The organism is Pyxidicoccus sp. M6 (assembly GCF_055568925.1).
The window spans coordinates 2,484,270-2,507,744 of sequence record NZ_CM145714.1 but is presented as its reverse complement, the minus strand read 5'-3'; the positions used below and the strand labels follow the sequence as shown (position 1 = coordinate 2,507,744).

At 69.1% G+C, this 23,475-nt stretch carries 21 protein-coding genes; 10 read left to right on the top strand and 11 right to left on the bottom strand.

Features of this window, described 5'->3' with window-relative positions; genetic code table 11:
• Nucleotides 1-32: 32 nt before the first annotated feature.
• Together ACVTJA_RS10385 and ACVTJA_RS10380 are read right to left on the bottom strand one after the other, a co-directional pair.
• The gene (locus ACVTJA_RS10385; RefSeq protein ID WP_465836028.1) at nucleotides 33-824 is read right to left on the bottom strand and encodes a hypothetical protein; all 792 of its coding nucleotides are present in this window, start codon (nucleotides 822-824) and stop codon (nucleotides 33-35) included.
• Nucleotides 825-854: 30 nt separating this feature from the next.
• Complete coding sequence (locus tag ACVTJA_RS10380; RefSeq protein ID WP_465836026.1) at nucleotides 855-4,064, bottom strand: TonB-dependent receptor; 3,210 nt, start codon at nucleotides 4,062-4,064, stop codon at nucleotides 855-857.
• A 227-nt stretch (nucleotides 4,065-4,291) separates the two neighbouring features.
• Between ACVTJA_RS10380 and ACVTJA_RS10375 the strand changes: the two genes are divergently transcribed.
• The 5 genes from ACVTJA_RS10375 to ACVTJA_RS10355 all read left to right on the top strand — a co-directional run bounded on the left by ACVTJA_RS10375 (nucleotide 4,292) and on the right by ACVTJA_RS10355 (nucleotide 7,553).
• Nucleotides 4,292-5,041 carry an energy transducer TonB gene (locus ACVTJA_RS10375; RefSeq protein WP_465836024.1) on the top strand — a complete coding sequence of 250 codons (750 nt, stop codon included), beginning with the start codon at nucleotides 4,292-4,294 and terminating at the stop codon, nucleotides 5,039-5,041.
• A gap of 68 nt (nucleotides 5,042-5,109) precedes the next feature.
• Entirely contained in the window at nucleotides 5,110-5,793 is a 684-nt protein-coding gene (locus tag ACVTJA_RS10370; protein ID WP_465836022.1) for a MotA/TolQ/ExbB proton channel family protein, read from the top strand.
• Between the two features lie 136 nt (nucleotides 5,794-5,929).
• Entirely contained in the window at nucleotides 5,930-6,343 is a 414-nt protein-coding gene (locus ACVTJA_RS10365) for an ExbD/TolR family protein (protein ID WP_206721325.1), read from the top strand.
• Nucleotides 6,343-6,849 (top strand): ExbD/TolR family protein, encoded by a 507-nt coding sequence (locus ACVTJA_RS10360; RefSeq protein WP_465836020.1) that lies wholly within the window; start codon nucleotides 6,343-6,345, stop codon nucleotides 6,847-6,849. The genes ACVTJA_RS10365 and ACVTJA_RS10360 overlap by 1 nt, the downstream gene beginning before the upstream one ends.
• Before the next feature lie 80 nt (nucleotides 6,850-6,929).
• Nucleotides 6,930-7,553, top strand: coding sequence for a DUF2378 family protein (locus ACVTJA_RS10355; protein ID WP_465836018.1), 624 nt, complete (start codon nucleotides 6,930-6,932; stop codon nucleotides 7,551-7,553).
• On the opposite strand, the gene ACVTJA_RS10350 is transcribed toward ACVTJA_RS10355, so the two are convergent.
• Nucleotides 7,454-8,125: a hypothetical protein gene (locus ACVTJA_RS10350; protein WP_465836016.1), complete on the bottom strand. Its 672-nt coding sequence runs from the start codon at nucleotides 8,123-8,125 to the stop codon at nucleotides 7,454-7,456. The two genes, ACVTJA_RS10355 and ACVTJA_RS10350, sit on opposite strands and share 100 nt — an antisense overlap.
• Nucleotides 8,126-8,322: 197 nt before the next feature.
• Between ACVTJA_RS10350 and ACVTJA_RS10345 the strand changes: the two genes are divergently transcribed.
• On the top strand, nucleotides 8,323-9,942 hold the full coding sequence (locus ACVTJA_RS10345; protein WP_465836014.1) for a YifB family Mg chelatase-like AAA ATPase: 1,620 nt from the start codon (nucleotides 8,323-8,325) through the stop codon (nucleotides 9,940-9,942).
• A gap of 20 nt (nucleotides 9,943-9,962) precedes the next feature.
• On the opposite strand, the gene ACVTJA_RS10340 is transcribed toward ACVTJA_RS10345, so the two are convergent.
• Nucleotides 9,963-11,354 carry an NAD(P)/FAD-dependent oxidoreductase gene (locus tag ACVTJA_RS10340; RefSeq protein WP_465836012.1) on the bottom strand — a complete coding sequence of 464 codons (1,392 nt, stop codon included), beginning with the start codon at nucleotides 11,352-11,354 and terminating at the stop codon, nucleotides 9,963-9,965.
• Nucleotides 11,355-11,487: 133 nt separating this feature from the next.
• Here ACVTJA_RS10340 and ACVTJA_RS10335 point away from each other — a divergent pair, with 133 nt between their 5' ends.
• On the top strand, nucleotides 11,488-12,285 hold the full coding sequence (locus ACVTJA_RS10335) for a lysophospholipid acyltransferase family protein (RefSeq protein WP_465836010.1): 798 nt from the start codon (nucleotides 11,488-11,490) through the stop codon (nucleotides 12,283-12,285).
• A 186-nt stretch (nucleotides 12,286-12,471) separates the two neighbouring features.
• Entirely contained in the window at nucleotides 12,472-13,500 is a 1,029-nt protein-coding gene (gene recA, locus ACVTJA_RS10330; protein ID WP_465836008.1) for a recombinase RecA, read from the top strand.
• Here recA and ACVTJA_RS10325 read toward each other — a convergent pair.
• The 4 genes from ACVTJA_RS10325 to pssA all read right to left on the bottom strand — a co-directional run bounded on the left by ACVTJA_RS10325 (nucleotide 13,497) and on the right by pssA (nucleotide 17,877).
• Nucleotides 13,497-14,006, bottom strand: coding sequence for a DUF1285 domain-containing protein (locus tag ACVTJA_RS10325; protein WP_465836006.1), 510 nt, complete (start codon nucleotides 14,004-14,006; stop codon nucleotides 13,497-13,499). The genes recA and ACVTJA_RS10325 overlap by 4 nt on opposite strands.
• A gap of 57 nt (nucleotides 14,007-14,063) precedes the next feature.
• On the bottom strand, nucleotides 14,064-15,656 hold the full coding sequence (locus ACVTJA_RS10320; protein WP_465836004.1) for a hypothetical protein: 1,593 nt from the start codon (nucleotides 15,654-15,656) through the stop codon (nucleotides 14,064-14,066).
• Nucleotides 15,653-16,924, bottom strand: coding sequence for a CinA family nicotinamide mononucleotide deamidase-related protein (locus tag ACVTJA_RS10315; protein WP_465836002.1), 1,272 nt, complete (start codon nucleotides 16,922-16,924; stop codon nucleotides 15,653-15,655). The genes ACVTJA_RS10320 and ACVTJA_RS10315 overlap by 4 nt, the downstream gene beginning before the upstream one ends.
• A 77-nt stretch (nucleotides 16,925-17,001) precedes the next feature.
• Complete coding sequence (gene pssA, locus ACVTJA_RS10310; protein WP_465836001.1) at nucleotides 17,002-17,877, bottom strand: CDP-diacylglycerol--serine O-phosphatidyltransferase; 876 nt, start codon at nucleotides 17,875-17,877, stop codon at nucleotides 17,002-17,004.
• Between the two features lie 113 nt (nucleotides 17,878-17,990).
• On the opposite strand from pssA, the gene ACVTJA_RS10305 reads away from it, so the two are divergent.
• Complete coding sequence (locus tag ACVTJA_RS10305; protein ID WP_465836000.1) at nucleotides 17,991-19,109, top strand: alpha/beta fold hydrolase; 1,119 nt, start codon at nucleotides 17,991-17,993, stop codon at nucleotides 19,107-19,109.
• A 12-nt stretch (nucleotides 19,110-19,121) separates the two neighbouring features.
• On the opposite strand, the gene ACVTJA_RS10300 is transcribed toward ACVTJA_RS10305, so the two are convergent.
• Nucleotides 19,122-20,702 carry a hypothetical protein gene (locus tag ACVTJA_RS10300; RefSeq protein WP_465835998.1) on the bottom strand — a complete coding sequence of 527 codons (1,581 nt, stop codon included), beginning with the start codon at nucleotides 20,700-20,702 and terminating at the stop codon, nucleotides 19,122-19,124.
• A gap of 327 nt (nucleotides 20,703-21,029) precedes the next feature.
• On the opposite strand from ACVTJA_RS10300, the gene ACVTJA_RS10295 reads away from it, so the two are divergent.
• Nucleotides 21,030-21,299 (top strand): HU family DNA-binding protein, encoded by a 270-nt coding sequence (locus tag ACVTJA_RS10295; protein ID WP_002635502.1) that lies wholly within the window; start codon nucleotides 21,030-21,032, stop codon nucleotides 21,297-21,299.
• A 31-nt stretch (nucleotides 21,300-21,330) separates the two neighbouring features.
• Here the strand turns inward: ACVTJA_RS10295 and ACVTJA_RS10290 are convergent, their stop codons facing one another.
• Nucleotides 21,331-22,314 carry a M23 family metallopeptidase gene (locus ACVTJA_RS10290; RefSeq protein WP_465835995.1) on the bottom strand — a complete coding sequence of 328 codons (984 nt, stop codon included), beginning with the start codon at nucleotides 22,312-22,314 and terminating at the stop codon, nucleotides 21,331-21,333.
• 132 nt (nucleotides 22,315-22,446) lie between these two features.
• Entirely contained in the window at nucleotides 22,447-23,472 is a 1,026-nt protein-coding gene (gene ltaE / locus ACVTJA_RS10285) for a low-specificity L-threonine aldolase (protein ID WP_465835993.1), read from the bottom strand.
• Nucleotides 23,473-23,475 lie beyond the last annotated feature (3 nt).

Sequence of the window (23,475 nt, the reverse complement as noted above, 5' to 3'; positions counted from 1 at the left end):
TGGCGTGCCTCAATGGGAGGCCTGTCTTCGCACTACTTGAACGACGGGATCTTCTTCGACGGGATGCAGCAGCCGGTGAAGCCCGCCGCGACCTGGGCAGCCGTGGCGCCGCAGTTGGGGGCCGCGGGCTCGCCGCACTCCGCCGCGAAGTCCGGGTTCAGACCGGAGCCGTCGCCGCAGCTCGTCTCACCTGCGGTGGAGCCGGGGATGCAGATGACCGCCGGCCACAGGGCGCGGACGACGTACGTCGAGGAGCAGCCGTCCTTCGTCCACTTCAGCTCGCCCGTCAGCTGCGTGCCCGGCGAGCTCGGCGCCGAGTACACCCGGACGTTGCTGAACTCGTACGTCACCTTCGTCGCGGGCCGCGCCGGCGTGCCATGGTCATCCGGGTCAGTCGGGTCCTTGGGAGGAACCGCGGGCACGAAGACCGCGTCCAGCGTGGCAGCGCTGAAGTTGTTCGCGAGGCAGAAGTCGTCCCCGTCCGGCTCGCTGGCGAAGTCGCCAGTCGCCGTCTGCTGGGACGGGGGACTCGAGTCGTCCTGAGCGCGGCTCACCAGGCCGGTGGGCCGGATGGTCAGGATCGTCTTGTTCCCGTTGTCGGGGTTGACGAACTTGTACACGCCGATGCGCTCGCCGAGGGGCGGCTTGAGCGTGCAGGCCGTGCCGTCCTCCAGCTTGGGCTCGGAGACCAGGTCGTACTTCGCGTACCAGTTGGTGGCGTCCTGCACGAAGCAGCCAGCCTCAGGCTGCTCGAAGTCGCAACCCGCCATCAGGCTGCCCATGCTGGCGACGGCCAGCACAGTCTTGAGGATGTTCTTGGTCATGTGACTTGGAGTTCCGTGGATGGCTGGGGATTAGAACGTGTACCGGACACCGAAACGCACCTGGCGGGGCGGCTGGTAGCGGGTGGGGTTCTTGAAGTTCTTGTTGATGTCGCCGTCCACCGAACCGAACGGCGCCGTACGCTCCGAGCCCTCCTGCCACTCCAGAACGCCCGGGTCCCGGATGTCGTTAGGAGTGCCGTCCTTCAGAGGAGCCACGTTGAGGGTGGTGTACGTCTGGTCCACCTGGTCAACGCCCTGGAAGTTGAAGAGGTTGAACACATCCAGGGTGAAGGACACGACGCTGTCCTTGCTGACGCGGTAGTTCACACCCACGTTGGAGTCGATGGTGTTGATCCACGGGGTGCGGCCACCGGCGCCACGGGGAAGGACGAAGGACTCGTCCGTGCCGTACTCGGCGTGCGCGCCGAAGTAGTTGATCGGCGTACCGGAGTTGCCGCGGTACGACACGCCGACGCTGGCGGACAGCTCGCTCGTGACGTTGAACTCCTTCGCGCCGAACACCTTGATGGCGTGCGTGCGGTCGAAGGGCAGCAGACCCGTGCGGTTCTCCAGGAGCTCGACGAGGTCGAAGTCCGAGAGGATGTTCGGGTCGAGCTGCGCCGTCTCCGGGCGGAACAGACCGGGGTAGTTACCGTACAGACGCGACCAGGTGTAGCTACCCTGGGCGAGCCACCCGTCCGCGAAGGTGCGGTTCAGGTAGACGGTGACGGCGTCGTAGTTACGCTCCGGCTTCGGGAACTCCTTGGCGAAGCCCGAGCCCGGGTTGCCGAGGAAGTACGTGTTGCCGTCGTCGCGGCTCATGTCCTCGATGACCGAGTTCATGTCGCGGTGCGTGTAGCTCGCGCCCACGCGGGTGTTGGCGAGGACCTCGTACTCCGCGCCCACGACGAGCTCGTCGGAGGACTGCGGGGTGATGTCCGGGTCGACCGGCTCGTTCTCCACCTTGCCGCCCGTGTAGAGGCGGTTCGGGTTACGGCTGCTCTCCGGGTTGACGAGCACGTAATCCGAGGACTGGCACGCGGTGGCCAGGCTGTCACGGTTGGACGGATCGCACCCTTCCGCGCCGCTGCCCGGCTCGGCCAGCTGGCGGCGGGCGCTGTAGCGGCGCTCACCCGGGAAGGCGCGGTCCAGCAGGTTGAGCGGAACGGCCTCGTAGTACCGGGCGAAGTTCACGAAGAACTTGGCGCGACCGTTGGCGAACGGGTCGACGATGGCGCCGATACGGGGCGACCACTGGTTGCCCAGGATGAGGGCCAGGTCGCCATCACCGCCGTACATCGCCTGCACGTCGTAGCGCACGCCGAGGTTCAGCGTGACGCGGTTCGCGATGGACCAGGAGTCCTGCACGAAGCCGCCCACCGTGGTGCCGGTGGTCTTCGACTGCTGGGTCAGCTGGGTGATGGGCGTGTCAGGCCCCGTCTGGTAGCCGTAGCGGCGGAAGTCCGTGATCGCCGGCGTCTCGCCGTCGTACGCGAAGCCCTCCTGGAAGAACACGCCACCGCCGTACGCCTTCGTCTGGTCGTACACCAGGAACTCGGTGTCCACACCAGCCTTCAGCACGTGGGTGCCGAGGGCGTTCAGGAGGTAGGTGGCCTTCGCGTTGATCTGGTAGCGGTCCAGCTTCGCGTCGCTCATGAAGCCGGGGCCGCCCACCGCATAACCGGTGACCGGGCACCGCTGAAGGACGTGCTCCTCCTCCTCACCCTCGTCGTTGATGACGGTGTAGGTGTGGGGGTTGCAGACCTCCTCCTGGCCCGCAGGCAGGCCCTCGAACGCCGTCAGATTGCGCTCGAAGAGGTAGTTCATGCGGGAGTAGCCAGCCAGACCCTCCTTGCTGCCCAGCTTGCTGCCGTCCGCCGGCAGGGTGGACGCGGTCTGGTGGAACCAACCGAGGTTGGCGTCGACCAGGACCTTCTTGTCCATGAACGCGCCGGCGTACTTGAAGGCGAGCGACGTGGCGTTGGTGTTGTTCTCGGTGACGCCGAAGTCACCAGGACGCGCCGTCTGGGCGCCCGGGAGCAGACCCGTGCGAGGATCCAGCGTCAGCTTGCCGCGGCCGCCCGTCGAGGACGGGGTGCCGTTCAGGGCGAACGAGACGTTGTGGTCCTGGTTGATGAGGTAGGTCAGCTTGCCCATGTACTGCAGCGAGCGGGAGTCCGCGTAGTACTGGCGCGCCGAGCCCGGGATGACATTGGAGACCGTGAAGCCGTTCGCATCGGTCACGTACTCGTTGTTCTCGGTGTCGACCTGCAGCGCGTTCAGGGTGCGCGTGTGCTGGTAGCGCGTGAACGACGGGGCGAAACCGGCGAAGAACCACAGCTTGTCCTTCAGGATGGGACCGCCGAGGGTCGCACCGAAGTCACCGAGGTTCTGCAGCTCGTTGAGGCCGGTGATGACCGTGCCTTCCTCGCGGACCAGCTTGCGGTCGCCCTCGAGGCTGCCCGGGGTCCAGTTGGCGAACACGGAGCCGTGGAACTCGTTCGAGCCCGACCGGGTCACCGCGTTGACCACGCCGCCCGTGGAGCGACCGAACTCCGGCATGTAGCCGCCGGTGATGATGTTCACGTCCTGCACGAACTCGATGGACAGCGGGCTGCCGTTCACGCCGTAGGCCGGGTCGTTCGTGGACAGGCCGTCCACCACGTAGCCGTTCTCAGGCGAGGTCGCGCCGTTGATCGACACACCGTAGTTGTCCGTCTGGGCGCCAGGCGCCAGCTCGGCCAGGGACTCGAAGGAGCGCGCCGCGCCACCCTTGCCACCCGGACGGGCCACCGCGATGCGCTTGATGAACTCCTGATCCACGTTGACGCCCGTGGTCGTGGAGCCCACGTCGATCGTCGGCGGGGTACCGGTGATCTCCACCACCTCACCGAGAGACTCGGGGAGGAGCTCCACGTTCACGCGGATGGTGCGGTTGAGGCGCAACTGCACGTCAGCGCGAGCGTAGGGACGGAACTGCTCCTTCTCGAACCGCAGGGTGTACACACCCGGCGGAAGCTGGGGAATACGGTAGTTGCCCTGCGCGTCAGTAACCACGGTCTGCTCACCCTGAAGGTTGGGCGAGGTCGCGGTCACGACGACGTCAGGAACAGGCTGCCGGCTCTGAGCGTCGATGACCGTTCCGATCATCGTGCTCGACTGCGCGAAAGCCGCCGATCCGTAAAGCAGACCTGCGGCCAGAACAACTCCGGTTTCCCGGAGCACTCGGTTCAAGTGCATACCATACCCCTCCAAGGTGGGCTGCAACCGAAAATGACTCGGGAAAATATCCGAGGTCGAGCAGTTGTCAATAGACCGTTGCTTTTTGGTGACCAGTGGGGCAATTGCGCGATCAGCGCAGGCAGGCTTGACAGGGTCGCTTGAACCCGGAGCCGGTTTCTGTATGGTGACGCGCCCTTTCACCCGGCAGGGCGTGTCGGTGTCCACTGGTTAGAGGAGTCTAGTTCATGTTCGATTCAGTCCTTGACCGTGGTCAGGGGCCCAAGCCGAAGTTTGGCGTGGGGGCCACCATCTCGGTCATCCTTCACGTGGGGCTCTTCGGCCTCGCGCTCTGGCTGTCGACCCGGCCGCCTCCTGTAGAGGAGAAGGAGATCGAGGTCACGCTGAAGGCCACCATGGCCCCGCCGCCGCCGCCTCCTCCGCCGCCTCCTCCCGCGTCCTCCTCCAAGCCGAAGACGCAGCCGAAGAAGCCCAAGAAGCCGGACCAGATCGTCCAGCCGAAGGAGATTCCGAAGGAGGTCCCGAAGGAGGCCGAGCCCAGCGAGGAGCCTCCTCAGGAGGAAGAGGCCAGCGAGGAAGAGGTCGAGGGTGGTGTCGAAGGTGGCGTCGCCGGTGGTGTGGTGGGCGGCGTGGTGGGTGGTGTGATTGGTGGTGTGGTGGGTGGTCAGCTGGGCGGCACGGGCACGGACGTGCTCCCCTTCGGCGCGGGCATGACTCGCCCGGAGAAGGTCTCCGGTCCCCAGCCGGAGTACACGCGTGAGGCGCTGGAGGCCCGCGTGGCGGGCACCATGATCGTCAAGTGCGTCGTTACCGTGGAAGGTCGGGTGGAGCGCTGCCGGATCATCAAGCCCCTGCCCCACATGGACAAGGCCGTCCTCGACGCCCTGACCTCGTCGCGTTACAAGCCGGTCACCTTCCAGGGTCGCCCGGTCCAGGTGGATTACACCTTCACCCTGAACTTCAAGCTGCCGCGCTGATCCAGGCACGCCGTACCGCATCACCGCAGACTACCCCGCGCTCGTGAGGAGGAGCGCTCAACCCAACCATGCAATTCACTCTCGCTGAAATCTGGGCGCACACGGGCCTCTTCGCTCGTTGCATCATCTTTACCCTGGCCATCATGTCGGTGGCGTCGCTGGTCGTCATGGCGGAGCGCATGCTCGTGTTCCGCAAGACGCGCGCGGACAGCCGCAATTTCGCCGCGAAGATGGGGACCATCCTGGCCAAGGGCGACCTGAACACGGCCGCCAACACCAACCTGGGCAAGGACGTGGGCCACCTGGGCCGCGTCATCAACTCCGGCCTGACGGCGTACCGCATCAGCCCCAGCAACAAGGACGTGGCGGTGGAGTCCGTGGCGCGCGCGCTCGAGCGTCAGGCGCAGCGCGAGGTGCAGAGCATGAAGCGCGGCCTCGGCCTGCTGGCCACGGTCGGCTCCACGGCGCCGTTCGTGGGTCTGCTCGGCACGACGATGGGTATCGTCAACGCCTTCTCCCTCATGGCGGCGGCCGGCTCCGGCGGTCTGGGCACCATCTCGGCCGGTATCGCCGAGGCGCTCATCACCACGGCCTTCGGTCTCATCGTGGCCATCCCCGCGGTGATGGCCTACAACTTCCTGCAGGGCTGGGTGGACGCTCGCTCGGTGGACATCTCCGAGTCCTCCAACGAGTTCCTGGACGTCGTGGCCCGCCACCTGGGCGGCGGCGCGCACTCCTCGCACGCGGCCTGAGCATCCACGGGCGAGCCCCGGGGACGACCCGAGGCCCGCCCCTCGACTGAGCGGCGCTCCAGCTTCCTCTATCTAGAGGAGCTGGAGCACGCCGGGCAGAGGGCGGGCGCCTCCATCCAGGAAGCAAGGTACACGCATGGGAATGTCAGCAGGCCCCAAGGGGGGCATCAAGAGCGAGATCAACGTCACGCCGCTGGTGGACGTGGTGCTGGTGCTCCTCATCATCTTCATGGTCGTCACCCCCATGCTCCAGCGCGGCAAGTCCGTGGAGCTGCCGAAGGCCACCGAAATCGAGAAGGAGAAGGGCAAGGACGCTGATCCGCTCGTCCTCTCCATCACCCCGGACAAGAAGGTGTTCGTGGAGAACGACCAGGTGGACGACCAGGCACTCCAGGCGAAGCTGTCGGAGGAGCTGGCGAAGGACCCGGGCAAGAAGATCCTGCTCAAGGGTGACAACACGCTGAACGTCGGCGACGTGCGCAAGGTGCTGGACGTGGCCCGCAAGTCCAAGGCGAAGCAGATCGCGCTCGGCGTAGAGGAGAAGAAGTAATGTCCGGACGCAAGCAGCGGCAGTGGGTGAAGCCTGCCTCCGCGCCGAACTCGGAAATCAACGTCACGCCGCTCGTGGACGTGGTGCTCGTGCTCCTCATCATCTTCATGGTGGTGACGCCGCTCATGGAGAAGGACATCCTGGTGCGCGTCCCCGACACGGAGGTGGAGGAGGAGCCCACGCCGCCAGACCCGAACGACCAGCAGCTGGTCGTCCAGCTGGACAAGGACGGCGGCTACTCCATCAACACGGAGAAGATTCCGCAGTCGGACTACGTCACCCGTCTCAAGAAGATGCTGGCGGCCAAGAAGGCGGACGACAAGGTCGTCTTCTTCATGGCGGACGACGCCACCAACTACGGGCGCCTCATCCTGGCGCTGGATGGAGCCAAGGCCGCCGGGGCGAAGGTGCTCGGCATGGCGACGGAGCTGCCGCAGAACGCGGTCATCCAGGGCACCGAAGTAGACACTGGCGGCGCTGCGCCCGCCCCCGCGCCCGCTCCCTGAGAGCCTCCTCCCCGCAGCCTACGCTCCGGGTTGGGGTCGCGGTTCACATCGAGAAGCTCGTCGGCTAGAGTTCAACGCTCATGGCCGACGAGCTTCTCATTTTTGAGCAGACCATCGAAGCTCTGTTCCTGCGCGCGCTCGGCGGGCGCCTGACACCCGAGTGCAAGGCGCGGCTGCGCCAGGCCGGGCTGGACGTGGACCAGAAGCTTCGGCCGGCCTACCCCTTCGAATCCTGGATGAACTTCCTGCGCATCACCGCGGAGGAGCTCTTCCCAGGAGAGCCGCTGGAGCAGGGCACCTGGAAGCTGGGTGAGGCCTATATCGAAGGCTTCCGCGAGACGATGCTGGGGCGCGCCGTGCTGTCACTGCTGCGCGTGCTGGGCCCCCGGCGAGCGCTGATGCGCGCCACGCAGAACTTCCGCGCCGGCAACAACTACACGGAGTCCCGTCTCAAGGAGCTGGGGCCCGCGCAGTTCGAGCTGTGGATGAACGAGGTGGGCCCCTACCCCTCCTTCACCGCGGGCATCATCCACGCCGGGCTGCGGGTGGCCGGCGCGCAGGACATCGTCATCGAGATGTCCGGCTACGACGGCCACGCCTGCACCTACCGCATCAGCTGGAGGGAGGCTTCCGTCTCTTCCGGCGTGGCGGGCAGCGGGGACTCCAAGGCGGCCAAGAGGTCCGGGTCCATCATCTCCCTGTAGATGAACTCGGCGATGAGGCCCGTCACCATCCAGATGGGCAGGATGTAGAGCGACGTCATCTGCCAGAGGATGGCGCCCGCGTCGCCGTAGTACCAGATGCGGTAGCCGGTGAGCCGCTCCAACACGACGCCGGTGAAGGCCTCGAAGAGCAGGATGACGATGCCGTAGATGGCGGCGCGCAGGCCGGTGTGCTGGTACAGCATCCACCGGTAGAGCGGCTCGATGAAGAAGAAACAGGCCACGCCGTAGATGAGGAACATCCACAGCGAGCACTGGCCGTATGCGGTGACGACGGGGGTGTCCCAGATTCCGTTGAGCCCCAGCCGATCATCCACGCGCCACTGGAACCGGAAGAGCGCCTCCAGCAGGGGCACGTGCCGGGCAATCCGCACGAGGTTGTAGAAGAAGATCTCCGAGCTGAGACCCACCATCCCGTAGAGGCAGAAGCGGAACACCCCGAAGGCCAGCTTCATGCGCTGACCCCGCTTCATGTCTGCTCTGCGGATGCGGACCGGACGGCGTTGACGAGTCTCGGTGTCCACGGTGACCTGTACCCCCATTGCGTTCCCCACGTGTGAGGCAAGGTACCGGACTCACACGGCCGTGACCAGACCCTGGTTCACTAATCCGATATGCCTGGAATCCGTGCTCCATGCGCCGGGATGGGTATCCACCGCGCTGGATTGAGCGGGGGGGCGCTGCGTCTCGGGTGGGCGCAGGTATGCACCTTGCTCAGGGGGTTGGCGGCGGGCTTCGGGAAGGACGGGACATGCTGGCGAGGGTGCGGTCGGGGGCGTTGATGGGCATCGACGCGGTGGTGGTGGAGTGCGAGGTCGACATGGCGCTCGGCCTCCCCTACTTCAACGTCGTGGGGCAGGCGGAAGGGGCGGTGAAGGAGTCGAAGGTGCGGGTCATCTCCGCGCTGAAGAACACGGGCTTCGAGCTGCCGCAGAAGCGCATCACCGTGAATCTGGCTCCCGCGGATTTGAGGAAGGAAGGAGCCGCCTTCGAGCTGCCGATTGCCCTGGGCGTGCTGGTGGCGGCGAAGCTGATGGAGGAAGGGCCCGTGTCGCGGCTCCTCTTCGGCGGAGAGCTGTCGCTGGACGGCTCGCTGCGGCCCATCAAGGGCGCCCTGCCGCTGGCCGTGGCGGCGCGCAATCACGGCTTCGAGGGCGTCATGGTGCCGGCGGCCAACGCGGCCGAGGCAGCGCTGGTGGAGGGGCTGCGGGTGCTTCCCGTCTCCACCCTGCGCGAGGCGGTGGACCACCTGACGGGGGCGCGGCTGGTGAAGCCCTACGTCCGGGAGGAAGCCGTGGGCGTGCCCGGGCGCGGCGGCGCAGTACCGGACATGGCGGACGTCCGGGGGCAGCCAGAGCTGAAGCTGGCCTTGGAGATGGCGGCCGCCGGCGGCCACAACCTGCTGCTCAGCGGACCTCCCGGCTCGGGGAAGACCATGCTGGCGCGGCGGCTGCCCGGCATCCTCCCGGAGATGACCTTCGCCGAGGCGCTGGAAGTGACGAAGGTGTACTCGGTGATGGGGCTCCTGGGAGAGGGGCACGCGCTGATGCGCGAGCGCCCCTTCCGAGCGCCACACCACACCCTCTCCGACGCGGGGCTCGTGGGCGGTGGTTCGATGGCACGCCCCGGAGAGCTGTCACTGGCCCACAACGGCGTGCTCTTCCTGGATGAGCTGCCGGAGTTCCGGAGGAACGTGCTGGAAGTCCTCCGCCAACCGCTGGAGGAAGGCTTCATCCACCTGGCGCGAGCCAACCAGCACATCACCTACCCATGCCGGGTGATGCTGGTCGCGGCGATGAATCCCTGCCCCTGCGGCTACCACGGCGTCGCTGGGCGCAGCTGCAAATGCGGCGACCACCGGCGCTTCGAGTACAACACCCGGGTGAGTGGTCCCCTGCTGGACCGCATCGACATGACGCTGCAGACGCGGCCGGTGGAGTACCAGCACCTGGCGCACGCGGAATCGCGGGAGAAGACGAGCCACTACTACCGCGAGCGGGTCCAGGCCGCGCGCGAGCGTCAGCGGGCCCGCTACCGCGACGAGCCGGGCGTGCACTGCAATGCCCAACTCCCACCGCACCTGCTGCGTCGCCACTGCATCCTGAGCTCGCGCGCCGAGTGGATGCTGGAGCGCGCGGTACGCAAGTACGGACTGTCCGCGCGCGCCCACGACCGCATCCTCAAAGTGGCGCTGACCCGGATGGACCTGGAGGGGCACGCGCGCATCGAGGAGGTGGACATCCAGCTCGCCATCGACTTCCGGATGCTGGACCGCTCGAACTACGCGGACGCCACGACGCCCGGGCCCCGTGTCTCCCAGGTGGAACCCGCCCAACCCCAGATGTCCGGGCCGGCGAGTCCCCGGGAGTAGCCATGGTTCCGACGGGGACGTCAGTGCGCCGCAGGGACGGCCGGCTCCTGATGGGCCGCGGAGGCCCGTGCCGTGGCTTCGACATCCACCTTTCCGCCGCCATCCGGGAGCGCCGGGCGTGCGGGCGGCTGGCTCAGCCGCGGCGTGGGGCCGGTGATGATGCGGGCCGACTTGGCGAACGTCAGGTACGAGTACGCCCAGTCGAGCAGCACCGCCAGCCGGCTGCGGAAGCCGATGAGGAAGGTGATGTGGATGAGCAGCCAGGCCACCCAGGCGGGGAAGCCGGACTGCTTGAAGCGGCGGAAGGCGATGCCCACCGCGTGCCCCCGGCCAATCACTGCGTAGGAGCCGCGGTCCCAGTACTTGAAGCGCTGCATCGGCTTGCCCATCAGCCGATTGCGGATGTTGAGGGCGGCCTGCTTGCCCATCTGCATCGCCGCGGGCGCGAGGCCCGGGACGGGCTTTCCATCCTCTTCCTTCACCGAGGCGAGGTCTCCGACGACGAAGATGTCGTCGTGCCCGGGCACCGTCAGCTCGGGTGTCACCAGCACGCGGCCTGCGCGGTCCAGTTCCACGCCCAGCGACCGGGCCACCGGAGAGGCGGCCACGCCCGCCGCCCACAGCACCGTGCGGGCCGGGATGTGCTCTTCGCCGATGAACACACCCGTCTCGTCGATGTTGGTGACGCGGGCGCCCGTGCGGACCTCGACGCCCAGCTTCTCCAGCGTGCGCCGGGCCTTGTTGGACAGGTCTTCCGGATAGACGGGCAGGATGTTCTTCACGCCCTCGATGAGGATGATGCGCGCCTCGCGAGGGTCGATGTTCTGGAAGTCACCGGGCAGCGAGTGGCGGCTGATTTCCGCCAGCGAGCCCGCCAGCTCCACCCCCGTAGGGCCCGCGCCGATGATGACGAAGTTGAGCAACGCGCGGCGGGCCTCCGGGTCCGCCTCGCGCTCGGCCAGCTCGAAGGCCATCAGGATGCGGCGGCGGATTTCCGTCGCGTCCTCGATGGACTTCAGCCCGGGGGCGTACTGCGCCCACTGGTCATTGCCGAAGTAGGAGTGCGTCGCCCCGGTGGCGATGATGAGGTAGTCGTAGGTCAGCTCGCCATCCGCCAGGAGCACCCGCTTGCCGGCGGTATCCACGCCCGTGACTTCTGCGAGCAATACGCCGACGTTGTGGCGGCCCAGCAGGCCCCGCAGGGGCGCGGCAATCTCGCTGGGGCTGAGCGTCGCCGTGGCCACCTGGTACAGCAGTGGCTGGAAGAGGTGGTGGTTGTGTCGGTCCACCACCGTGACACGCACGGGCTTCTTGAAGAGGTGCTTCGCCGCGTAGAGGCCGGCGAAACCTCCTCCGAGGATGACCACATGGGGCAGGTTTTCGCGGTTCGGGCTCACGCGACGGAAATTCATACCCGCTCCCTCCAGATTCAACGCGAAGCGCCAACTTGCGGGCGGCCAACCGGGCCCTCCCCTGGAGGCTCCCAGAAGAAGAGGTGACAACGCGCTGCGTCAGTGGGAGACTGAAATCCCCCTGACGTCGCACATGATGCTCCTGTTACCGCTGTTGACCGTGCTCCAGGTCCTCATCCTGATGGCGTGGAGCGTGTTCTGGATATCGCTCGCCGGGGTGATGACGCTGCTGACCCGGAACGGCGATGTCGCGCTGATGCTGGCCCGCCGCTACTGGGCGCCCCTTCATTGGCGAATCACGGGCTCGCGGATGAAGGTGGAGCCGCTGCCGGACATCGACTGGAGCCGGCCGCACATCTTCCTGATGAATCACCAATCGGCGCTGGACATCCCCTGCGCCTTCGCCGCGCTGCCCGTCAACCTGCGCTTCGTGGCCAAGCACGTGCTCCGGTACGTGCCGTTCCTCGGGCAGTACATGGCGATGACAGGGATGATTTTCATCAACCGCTCCCGGCGCACCGAGGCGGTGAAGAGCCTCGCCCTGGCTGGTGAGCGCATCCGAGAAGGGGCCAACATCCTCGCCTTCCCCGAGGGGACACGCTCCCAGGACGGAGCCCTGCTGCCCTTCAAGAAGGGGCCCTTCGTGCTCGCGCTGGAGGCCCAGGTGCCCATCGTCCCGGTGGCGATTGAAGGCTCGGGCCGCGTGCTGCCGCCGGGCCGGCTCACTCCGCGCCGCGACGTCATCCGCGTGAAGGTGGGGCGCCCCATCGAGACGAAGGGACGCACCCCCGCCGACCGCGACGCGCTGATGCGCGAGGTGCGCGAGTCCATCGTCCAACTGCACCGCGACATCGGTGGCCAGAGTGAAGCGCCGCAGGTGGCCTCCCCCACGCCGGAGTCCAGCCGCGCGCTGCCCGCCTTCAACCCCTGACGCGGACGCACCCTCCACCGCGCGGGACTCCAGCCACGCGTGTGGACGCCCCGCCGCCGCTGCTCCCGAGTGAGCACGACGCGGCATGCTCGTTGCTCATCTCCCCGCCGATGTGCCCGGCACGACCTTCACATGAGGCCGCGCGGTGGCGCAGCAATCACTCACAGGCAGGGCGGCGAGGGAGCAATGAGCAAGCTCACGGAGAAGCTGAAGGCGGTGGCGGCGGCGGTGGCGACAATCGAGAAGCAGTTCGGCCGGGGCTCGGTGATGACGCTCGGAGGCGACGCTCGCGAGCAGAAGGTGGCCGTCATTCCCACGGGCTCGGTCGGCGTGGACCGGGCGCTCGGCGTGGGGGGCTACCCGCGCGGGCGCGTGGTGGAGGTGTTCGGCAACGAGTCCTCGGGCAAGACGACGCTCACGCTGCATGCGATTGCGCAGGTGCAGGCCGTGGGCGGCGTGGCGGCCTTCATCGACGCGGAGCACGCGCTGGACGTGTCCTACGCGCGCAAGCTGGGCGTGAAGGTGGAGGAACTGCTGGTGTCGCAGCCGGACACCGGTGAGCAGGCGCTGGAAATCACCGAGCAGCTCGTGCGCTCGGGGGCGGTGGACCTCATCGTGGTGGACTCGGTGGCGGCGCTGGTGCCGAGGGCCGAAATCGAGGGGGAGATGGGGGACGCGCACATGGGCGTGCAGGCGCGGCTGATGAGCCAGGCGCTGCGCAAGCTCACCGGCGCGGTGAGCCGCTCGGGCACGTGCATCATCTTCATCAACCAGCTTCGCATGAAGATTGGCGTCATGTTCGGCAACCCGGAGACGACGACGGGTGGCAACGCGCTGAAGTTCTACGCGTCGGTGCGCATGGAGATTCGCCGCACGGGCAACCTCAAGGACGGGGACGTGGTGGTGGGCTCGCGGGCGCGGGTGAAGGTGGTGAAGAACAAGGTGGCCCCGCCCTTCCAGGAGGCGGAGTTCGACCTGCTCTACGGCACCGGCATCCACCGCGCGGGCGAGGTGCTGGACTTGGGCGTGGCCACGGGGCTCATCGAGAAGTCGGGCAGCCACTTCAGCCTGCGCGGGGAGCGCATCGGCCAGGGCCGCGAGCGCGCCGCGGAGTGGCTGCGCGAGCATCCGGAGGTGCTGGAGGCGCTGGGCAAGGAGCTCTCGGGGGCGGCGGCACTCCCCTGCCCTCCCGCCTCCGCGGAGGCCGCCGCCTAGGGCGAGCCCGGCAGCGCGTCCAGGGACATGGGGAGGGGCAGCCGGCGCTGGCCCGCGCACAGCACGAGGCTGCCGTCACTCCCCTCCTCCAGGAGCTGACCGAGCTGGTACTGCGCGTCGCGGGAGAAGCGCGCCTGTGCCCTGCCGTGCTTCACGCGGCAGGACAGGACACCGTCCGGCTCCACGTGCAGGGTGGTGGGGTCCAACGCCTCGGCGGTGCGGTCACTCAGGCGGATGGAGACCCGCTCGTCCGGGGTGACGTCCACGGTGCGCACCTCGTAGGCAGCACCCTCCACCTGGACGTAGCACCAGTCCTTGCCGATGCGCAGCTGATAGCGGCCTTCGTCATCCAGCACCAGCGAGCTGTTGAAGAGCTCGATGATTTTCGGGTGCTGGATGGGCTCGTCGTCGTGCCACCAGCGAAGGGTGGCGTCGAGACGGATGCCGCTGTCCTCGCGGGTGTGCCAGCGCTTGCCGGGAGGGGGCTGTCCGGTGGGAGGTTGCATGGCCTCTCTTATGTGCGCGCGGGGCGCGGAGGATTCAAGCCCGTGGACTCCGGGCGCCTACCAGTTCCGGACAAGCTCCGTGTAGCCACGGAAGGCCACGGCGCCCCAGAAGTTCACCAGCACGCCGAGCGCCACCACGGCCAGCACCGCGCGGTTGCGCAGGGACCAGCCGCCAATGGCGAAGAGCAACAGGAGGTATGGCGTGTAATCGAGACTGAAGCGGAAGCCGAACTGCATGTAGCCGGTGTTCTGGTACAGCAGGCCCGGCAGCGCGCACGCGGCCACGGTGAGCCACAGCGGCCAGTGCAGGCGCGGGCGCGTCTTCGGCATGAGCAGGAAGACGAGCAGCGGCAGCGTCAGCAGCAACGTCAGGCCGTGCGGGTCATACGCGAGGCGCAGCGGCTCGAAGGACACCTTCGGCAGCTTGAGGAACGCGGCCTCCAGGTTGCGCGGGAGGTACTCCCAATGGAACAGGCCCCAGCGGTCGATGTCCGTGTTGACGCGGTTGTTGAAGAGGAAGCGGTGGCCGAACTCGCCGGGACGTCCGAAGCGGTAGACGTTGTACGCGGCCGCGAGCAGCCCGAGGGGCGCGGCCCCCAGAGCGAACAGGCCCACCTTGCGCGCCGCGGGCTTCCAGTTCCTCCCCATCGCCTTGAGCTGCTCCAGGCGGGACTCCGGCCCGGGGCACAGCGCCTCCAGGACGAAGAAGAGGCCCGTGAAGAGCAGCGGCGTACGCGTGAGTGTGGCCATGGAGAAGAACAGGCCGGCGAGCACGGGGCGGTGCGCGCGCACCGCGTTGCGTGCGTAGAGGCAGGTGAAGGCCACCCCCATGACCTCGGCGCTGAACCAGACCTCGCCGCGGATGGCGCAGTAGAAGAACAGGGTGCCGAAGGCGAGGATGAGCGCGAGGGCGATGTTCTCGTCCCGGTTTCGCGCCGTCTCGCCCTCCTTCGCGAGGAAGCGCAGCAGCGAATAGAAGAGCGCCACCGCCAGCGCGCCGACGATGACGTCGAAGGACGTGTCGTTGAACTGGTAGCCGTGCAGCGCGACGAAAGGCAGCATCACCACGGCGGGGAAGGACGGGAAGCTCACGAACCAGCGGTCACTCGGGAGCGGCCGGCCCTCGCAGCGGACCTTCTCGCCGTTCACCACCCGCACGCAGGCCCAGTCCTCCAGGTTCGGCAGCACCTGAGGGTCGATGTCCAGCCGGCCCTCCAGCCACGACTGCGCCTGGTAGACGAAGTGCGGCGCCGCGCTCTGGCGCAGGAAGCGCTGCGAGCTGAAGCTGGCGAGCACCACGAAGGCCACGAGGAACAGCACCACCTCCACGCGGTACGCGGACAGCCACACGCGCAGGATGTTGAGCGGCAGGCCTCCCGAGGGCGACGGGAGGGTTCCGTGCGGCGACGCCGTGGAGCCGGGAGACGATGCGCCGGCCCGGCCTTGCTCGGCGGTGGCTCCAGAGGCGGCGACGGCACCGGTGTCAACACGGCCGTGTTCGGTGGCGGAGGTCGACGTGACGGTGCCGCCCGAGGTGTCGCGCCCCTGCTCGGACGCGGGAGTGTCCTGTCCCTGGGGGGTATCGCCCGGGCTGGAGGCTCCTCGCGCGGGGGGGGACGGACGGGGGCGCTTGGACTTGGAGCGGCTCATGGGGTGACGGGCGCGGCGAGCAGGTGCTGCCGCAGCATCTCCAGCGTGTGGGAAGCAGCGAAGAGGCGCACGCGGTCGCGGTCGCCGGAGAGAGAGAGTCGCTCGCAGCGGGTGGTCATCCCCGCGCCGGCCAGCGCGCAGTACACGGTGCCCACCGGGTCCTCCGGCGTGCCTCCGCCCGGGCCCGCATACCCCGTCACGGACAGGCCGTACGTGGTGCCACAGGCGGCGCGGACGCCCTCGGCCATGGCAATGGCCGTCTCGCGAGACACCGCGGTGTGGCGCTCCAGCACCTCGGGCGGGACACCCACCCACGCGGTCTTCATCTTCTCCGTGTACACCACCGCGCCGCCCATGAAGACGTTGCTGGCGCCCGGCACCGCGGTGAGTTGCTGGGAGATGAGGCCGCCCGTGCAGCTCTCCGCCGCCGACAGCGTGGCCTTCGCGCGGCCGAGCAGGCCCAGCAGCACCGGCGCGTACTCCTCCGCGTCCGCGCCGAACACGCTCGAGCCCAGCACGCGGCGGCAGTCCGCCTCCGCGGCGGCGAGCGCGGCGTCGGCCTCGGCCTGCGAGGGCGCCTCGGCCATCAGCTTGAGGTGGTTCTCCGGCGCGTGCGTGCGGAAGCCGAACACCACCCTCGGGTGGCGCGGAGCCAGCGGCATCACCTGCTCGTTCAGCACCGACTCGCCCATGCCCACCGTGCGCAGCAGCCGGAAGGCGCGATACGTGCGGCCGGGCGCCGCCTCCAGCCATGTGCGGATGCGCGGCAGCACCTCGGCGTCCAGCAGGGCCTTGAACTCTCGCGGCACGCCCGGGAGGAAGAAGAGCCGGCAGCGGCCCAGGGTGAGGACGACGAGGGGCGCGGAGCCCGCGGGGTTGCGCACCGGTTCGGAGCCGCGGGGGATGCGCGCCATGCGCAGCTGCCCCGGGTTGAGGTTGGTGGACATGCCCCTCGCGGCGTAGCGCTCCCGAAGCCAGCCGAGCACCCGGGCGTCCTCCTCCAGCGGCACACCGGCGGCCGCGGCGGCGCACTCGAGCGTGAAGTCGTCCGCGGTGGGGCCCAGTCCCCCGGACACCACCACCACGTCCGCGCGCGAGGCGGCGGACAGCAACGCATGGGTGATGTCCGGCCGCACGTCACCCACCAGCACCACGCGCTCGACCTTCACACCCAGGTCGAAGAGGTGGGCTTCCAGGTACGTGCTGTTCGTGTCCGTGATGAGGCCGGTGACGAGCTCGTCACCGGTGCACAGCAGCTCGACGCGCATGGGCCGCGCATCCTAGCGGCAGCGGGCGGCGGCGGCACGGATTGAACGAGCGCCACCGCGCCCCGGGGGCCGCGCGACTACAGGTACGCGGGGCCGTCGTTGCCCGGACCGGCCTCTTCCTCGGCGTCCTCTTCGTCCTCGTCCTCATCGTCGATGACGGCGGCCACGGCCACCGCCGCCACGGCGCCCGAGGCCACCTTGCGCGCCACCAGGTTGCTGCGCACGTGCACCACCGACTCCACGAGGCCCAGCGCGAGGTACGCGCCGCAGCAGGCCACCAGCACCCAGGCCGGGTGGAACTGCGTGGCAATCACCACGCCGCCCAGCACCATCAGCATGAACACCAGCGCGCTCTTCCGGTTCGGCCGCGCGTCCTTGAAGGTGCGGTAGCGCACCGTCGACACCATCAGCAGCGACAGCGCGGACACCGCCACGGCCATGGGCATGGCGGCACCCTCGCGCAGGGGCGCACCGCCCGCCGCCGCGTGGTGCGAGATGATGACCGACACCAGCATGCCCGCCGCAATCGGGATGGGCAGGCCCACGAAGAAGCGGCCACCGCCGCCGTGCGGGTTGCGCGCCGCCAGCACGTTGAAGCGCGCCAGCCGCAGCGCGCCGCACGCGGCGAAGGCGAAGGAGATGAACAGGCCCACGAAGCCCAGCGGCGCGAGCGCCCACTTGTAGACCAGCAGGCCGGGCGCGGCCCCGAACGAGATGACGTCCGCCAGGCTGTCGAGCTGTACGCCGAAGTCGCTCTGCGTCTTCGTCAGGCGGGCCACCCGGCCGTCGAACCCGTCGAAGAACATGGCGAAGAAGATGGCCAGGGCCGCCTGGTAGAGCTGCACGGGGCCGGCCTCGCCCGTGCAAAGGGTGATGGCATAGAAACCACAGAAGATGGACGTGACGGTGAAAAGGTTCGGGAGCACGAACATCAGTTTCCGTAGCTTCATCATTCCCTCGACTTCCTCTGATACCCGTCTGTTCCGGCAACAGGACGGCGGGTGAACCGACCTTAGCAGGGTTTTATTTGCGCCAACGTCACCCTGGGGTTCGTTAAGGAGGCGGAATGGATGCCTGGCGGTGGGGCGTGTGGGTGCTGGTCGCCGTGCTCGCCCTGGTGCTGTGGAACATCGTCTGGGTGGTGGCCGTGCGGCGGTGGTACCGTCTGAGGACGGACCTGCCCCAGGCCCTCCGCGTCCGCTGCGACGACGGCTGGGAGCTCACCGTCCACGTGCGGCGGGCCAAGGTGCGCCGCTTCGAGGAGCCGGTGCTCCTGTGCCATGGGCTGGCCGCCAACCGGTACACCTTCGACTTCGAGCCACCCTACTCCGTCGCGCACTACCTCGCCGACGCCGGTTTCGACTGCTTCAGCGTCGAGTGGCGCGGTACCGGGCACTCGCGCCAGCCACCTCCGGGACGACGCTACACGGACTTCACCATCGATGACCACATCCTCCACGACGGGCCGGCGCTGCTGGAAGCGGCGCTGAAGGAGACGGGGGCGAAGCGCGCCTTCTGGCTCGGCCACTCGCTGGGAGGGCTGGTGGGCTACGGCGTGGCGCAGGGGGCCGAGGGCTCGAAGCTTGCGGGGTTGCTCGTGCTGGGGTCTCCCGTGCACTTCAAGTCCGGGCCGCTGATGCGCGCGCTCATCTCGCTGGGCGTGCGCGCCGCGTGGCCCGCGCGCTTCCGGCAGGAGTGGATGAGCGCCAGCCTCGCGCCGTTCCTCGGCTACGTCGCGCTGCCCCTCTCGGACCTGGTGGTGAATCCGGCGCACATCCCCCCGCGAATCCAACGGCAGGTCTACGCGAACATGATGTCGTCGATGAGCCGCAAGGTGCTGCTCCAGTTCCAGGACTGGATTGAGCACGACGCGTTCCGCTCGTTCGACCGCGCCACGGACTGGCGCGCGGGCATCTCCCGCCTGCAGCTCCCCCTGCTCATCATGGGCGGCAGCTCGGACCGGTTGGCCACGGCGGAGAACGTGGAGGCCCAGTTCGCGCTCGCCACCGCGCCGGACCGCACGCTGCACATCTTCGGCAGGGACCGCGGCGACAAGATGGACTACGGACACGGCGACCTCGTCTTCGGCACCGGCGCGCCAGTGGAGGTCTACCCACTCATCCGCGAGTGGCTGGAGCGCCACGCGACGCGGCTCCCCACCGAGACGGTGCCGCCTCCGGCCTGAGGGCCACGCTCCTCACCTGGGCGTGGCGGGCTTCTCGGGCCGGCCCTCGACGCAGGGGAGCGGCAGGCCTCGCGCGTCCTCCGAGCGCACGCGCTTCAGGCTCATGCGTGTCGTGCCCTGACACTCGGCCCAGACGAGCCCGTCCTGCAGGCCGCTCGCGGTGAGCACGTCCACGCGCAGCTCGCCCTGCCCCTGGGCCGTCATGGCGGCTCCGGCGCCGTGGACCTCCACGCCCGTGGCGTCCAGTCGCGCCTGCGTGTCAACGGAGAGCCCCGCGTACCTGCACCCGCGCAACTCCGCGTCACGCAGCTTCACGCGGGCCGCCTGCGCGGCGAGCACGCATGAGCCCGCCACGTCGCGCACCACCACGCCTTCCACGTCCGCCTCCACCTCGCGGAGCTGCAAGCCGTCTCCGGCCGCACCGTCGGCCGAGCGCACGCGGACCAGGGTGCCATCGCGCAGGCGCAGCTTCCCGTGCACGGCGGACAGGCCGTACTCACCCGAGCCCTCCACGCGGAAGCGCTGGACGAGCAGGTCCCCGCCCACGAGCTGGAGGCCTCCGTAGTCGCCGCTGTCTCGCACCACCACGTCCTCCAGCACGCCCTGCGCGTGCACCAGGCCGAGGCCGGCGCGCTCGGCGCGCACCGACGTGAAGCGCCGCACCTCGAGCTTTCGCGCCTGGGTGGCGGACAGGCCGTACTCGTGCCCCGTCACCTGTGCGTCTTCGAGGACCAGCGTGCCGCCCATCATGGAGAAGGCGGAGCCCTTGCCGCCTTCCGCCACCGCGCGCCGCACCTCCACGTGGCCGCCGTCCATGCCGACGGCGGAGTCCGGGCCGGAGAAGCGCACGTCCTCCAGCTCCGCGCGGGCCTGGGCTCCGCGCACCCGCACCGCGCGCCGGTAGGGGCCGGTGAACGTGCTGGCGGTGATGCGCGCGTCGATTGCCCGGGCCCGAGCCGTGGACGGTGCGCGCTCCCTCGACCCGGCCTGGGCTGCTGGCGCTCCAGATGCGTGATCCGCTGCTCCAGCCAGGGGAGCCGGCGCGCTTGCCTCCGCCTCGGGCTCCGCGCCTTCCAGCAACACCCCCGTGCCTCCCGGCACCGTGGTGTCGAATCGTCCGGACTCCACCTCCAGTCGCCCGGCCACCACCCGCACCGCGCCCGTCCGCTGCCCGCTGAAGGCCACCCGCTCCAGCCGCATCCGGCCGCCCTCCACCTCCAACCCCCACCCTCCTCCCTGCACCGTGAGGCCCACCAGCGCCGCGTCGCGCGAGGCCCGCAGCACCGGCTTGGCCTCGCCTTCCACGGCCAGTACCGAGGCCGCGCCCTGCCCCTCCACCCGGACACCCTCCGGAAGCGTGAAGGGCCCGGAGTACGTCCCCGTCCCCAGGTGCACCGTGAGCGGGCCGGGGCGGATCAGCGCCTCGGCCAGCGAACGCAGGGGCCGCTCGTGAGATCCATCCCCGGACGTTGGCCCCGCCGCGTCCACCCACACGTGGGTGCGGGTCTCCCCGGGCCCGGTGACGTCACGGGGCGCCGGGCTCCGGCAGGTGCACAGCACGAGGAGCAGCGGGAGGACCGTTCGGAAGCGCACGCAGCCAGGCACTCTAGCGCCACCCCGCACGGGCGCGCGGGAATGCGATCAACCCAACCCGCCAAGTGATCAAAATTCCAAAGACTTTCTTCCAATCACGATCATTTCCGCACTCAAACCCTCACTGCGGGTGGAGTGTCGGAATGTGACACGCGCGAGAGGCACTTCTCCTCTGTAAGCCCGCTGTTTCAGAGAGCCAACTTTTCGTCCGGAGGCCGATTTTCCGGCCTCGGAGCGCGGCCAGCATTGACAGGGAAAAGAGCGATTTGTTACCACCGCTCGGCCAAGCATTTTCAAGAACAGACAACGCAAGGACGGAGGGGCGTAATGACCAAGGCAGAGCTCGTCGAGGTGGTGGCGGCGCAGACACGTCTCACCAAGAAGTCCGCGGCGCAGATCCTCGACATCGTCTTCACCAACATCGGCAAGGCGGTGAAGAAGGACGCCCGCTTCAGCTACCCCGGCTTCGGCACCTGGTCGGTGCGCTCGCGCAAGGCGCGGAAGATCCGCAACCCCCAGACCAACGAGATGATGAAGCTGAAGGCCTCGAAGACCATCGGCTTCCGGCCCGCCAAGGAGCTGAAGAACTCGCTCTGAGCCGTACGCTCGGCACGGACGTGGTCCCCAATCAGGGGCGCTGACCTGGCGGTTGGCGCCCCTGATGCGTTGCGGGCTCCATGTCCACGTGGTGCCGGGCCATGGGGATGCCCTCCACGGACGTCTCCTCGTCACCGCCCAGCGCGTCGAGCGGGTCCAGGGGCTGGCCGTCCCGCCACAGCTCGAAGTGGAGGTGGACACCCGTGGCGAGCCCCGTCTCACCGGCGAGGCCCAGGGCGTCACCCCGCTCCAGGATTTCACCCGGCTCCACGAGCACGCGGGACAGGTGGCTGTAGCGCGTCACCCAGCGGCCCGCGTGCTGCACCTCCACCTGGTTGCCGTGGTCGCCATTCCACCCGGCGCGCAGCACGACGCCCTTGTCGGCGGTGTAGATGACCTGCCCGTGCTGCGCGGCCAGGTCCACGCCGAGGTGGCGGCGGCTCTCACCCAGAATCGGGTGCCAGCGATGGCCGAAGAGACTGGTGAGCTTCACGGGCGCCAGGGGCCACATCAGGCGCGGCAGGTCGTTCGGATCCGCCGGGTTCTCCAGACGGTGCATCTGCGCGAGGAGCAGCGCGAGGCGGCCCACGCGCTGCACCACGGCTTCCGCCAGCGCGCCGGGCATGTCGCCGTAGGCGCGGCCGTCCTGCTCCAGCTCGGCCTCCAGCGCGCTGCGCACATGCGTCACGTTGCGCGCGTCCGAGGCCTTCACCGGCTGCGCGAGGAAGCCGTCCAGCATGCGGTTCATCGACTCCCAGTTCTCCACCTGGGACGCGGGCATGGTCCCGCCGCGCGCGACCTGCGAGCGGTAGGCCCGCGCCTTCTCGGTGAAGGCAGCGAGCGCGGTCTGGAGCGCTTCGGAGGACTGCGGAACGAGCGGAGCGGAGGAGGAGGACGCGCGCGGGGCGTCCGAGCGGGAGGCGCCGTAGAGCTCCTCGAAGCTCATCTTCGGCTCCTCGCGCGGGGTGGCGCAGGAGCAGGCGGTGGCGAGGACGAGGAGGCTGAGGCGGCGCACGGCACCGCGAGCCTACCACGCCCGCCCGGGATGCCTCCTCTCGTCGCGGGAGTGGAGCACGCGGTGTCGGCCAGTCCGCGTTTCACGCGACGTGGGAGCGAGGAGGCGAGGCTCCACGCTCCGTCGTGACGCTCAGGCCACCGCGCGACGGATGCGGGCCACGGCCTCGTCGATGTCCGCGGCGGACACGTCGAGGTGGGTGACGAGCCGCAGCGTGCGCGGACCGCCCGCGGGGTTGGTCAGCACGCCCTGCTTCGCCAGCAGCGCCACCATCTCCATCGCGGGCGTCGTGAACTCAGCGAAGACCATGTTGGTCTCCACCTGCGCCGCGTCCACCTTCACGCCGGGGATTTCCGCCAGCCCCGCCGCCAGCCGGCGCGCGTGCGCGTGGTCCTCGGCGAGCCGGGCCACGTGGTTGTCCAGCGCGTACAGCGCCGCCGCCGCGAGCACGCCCGCCTGCCGCATGCCGCCGCCCAGCCGCTTGCGCAGCCGGCGCGCCTCGGAGATGACGTCCGCGCGGCCCGCCAGCACCGAGCCCACCGGCGCGCCCAGCCCCTTCGAGAAGCACACCGACGTCGAGTCCGTCAGCTTCGCCCACGAGGACGCCGGCGCGCCCGCCGCCACCTCGGCGTTGAACAGGCGCGCGCCGTCCAGGTGCACCGCCAGCTTCGCCGCGCGCGCCGCCTCCACCACCGCGCGGAAGCGCTCCACCGGCCACACCGAGCCGCCGCCACGGTTGTGCGTGTTCTCCAGCGACAACAGGCGCGTGCGCGGCGCGTGCACGTTCTCCGCGCGCACCGCCTCCGTCACCTGCTCCGGCGTCAGCAGGCCGCGCTGGCCCGGCAGCGGCGCGGGCTGCACGCCCCACAGCGCCGGCACCGCGCCGCCCTCGTACTGGATGATGTGGCTGCCGGCCTCGGTGAGGACCTCGTCGCCCTGACGGCAGTGCGCGCCAATCGCAATCTGGTTGGCCTGCGTGCCCGATGGCACGAAGACCGCCGCCTCCAGCCCGAGCCGCTCGGCCACCCGCTCCTCGAGGCGGCGCACGGTGGGGTCCTCGCCATAGACGTCGTCGCCTACCTCGGCCTCGGCGATGGCGCGGCGCATGGCGGGAGTGGGCTTGGTGACGGTATCGGAGCGGAAGTCGATGGGCTTCATGGG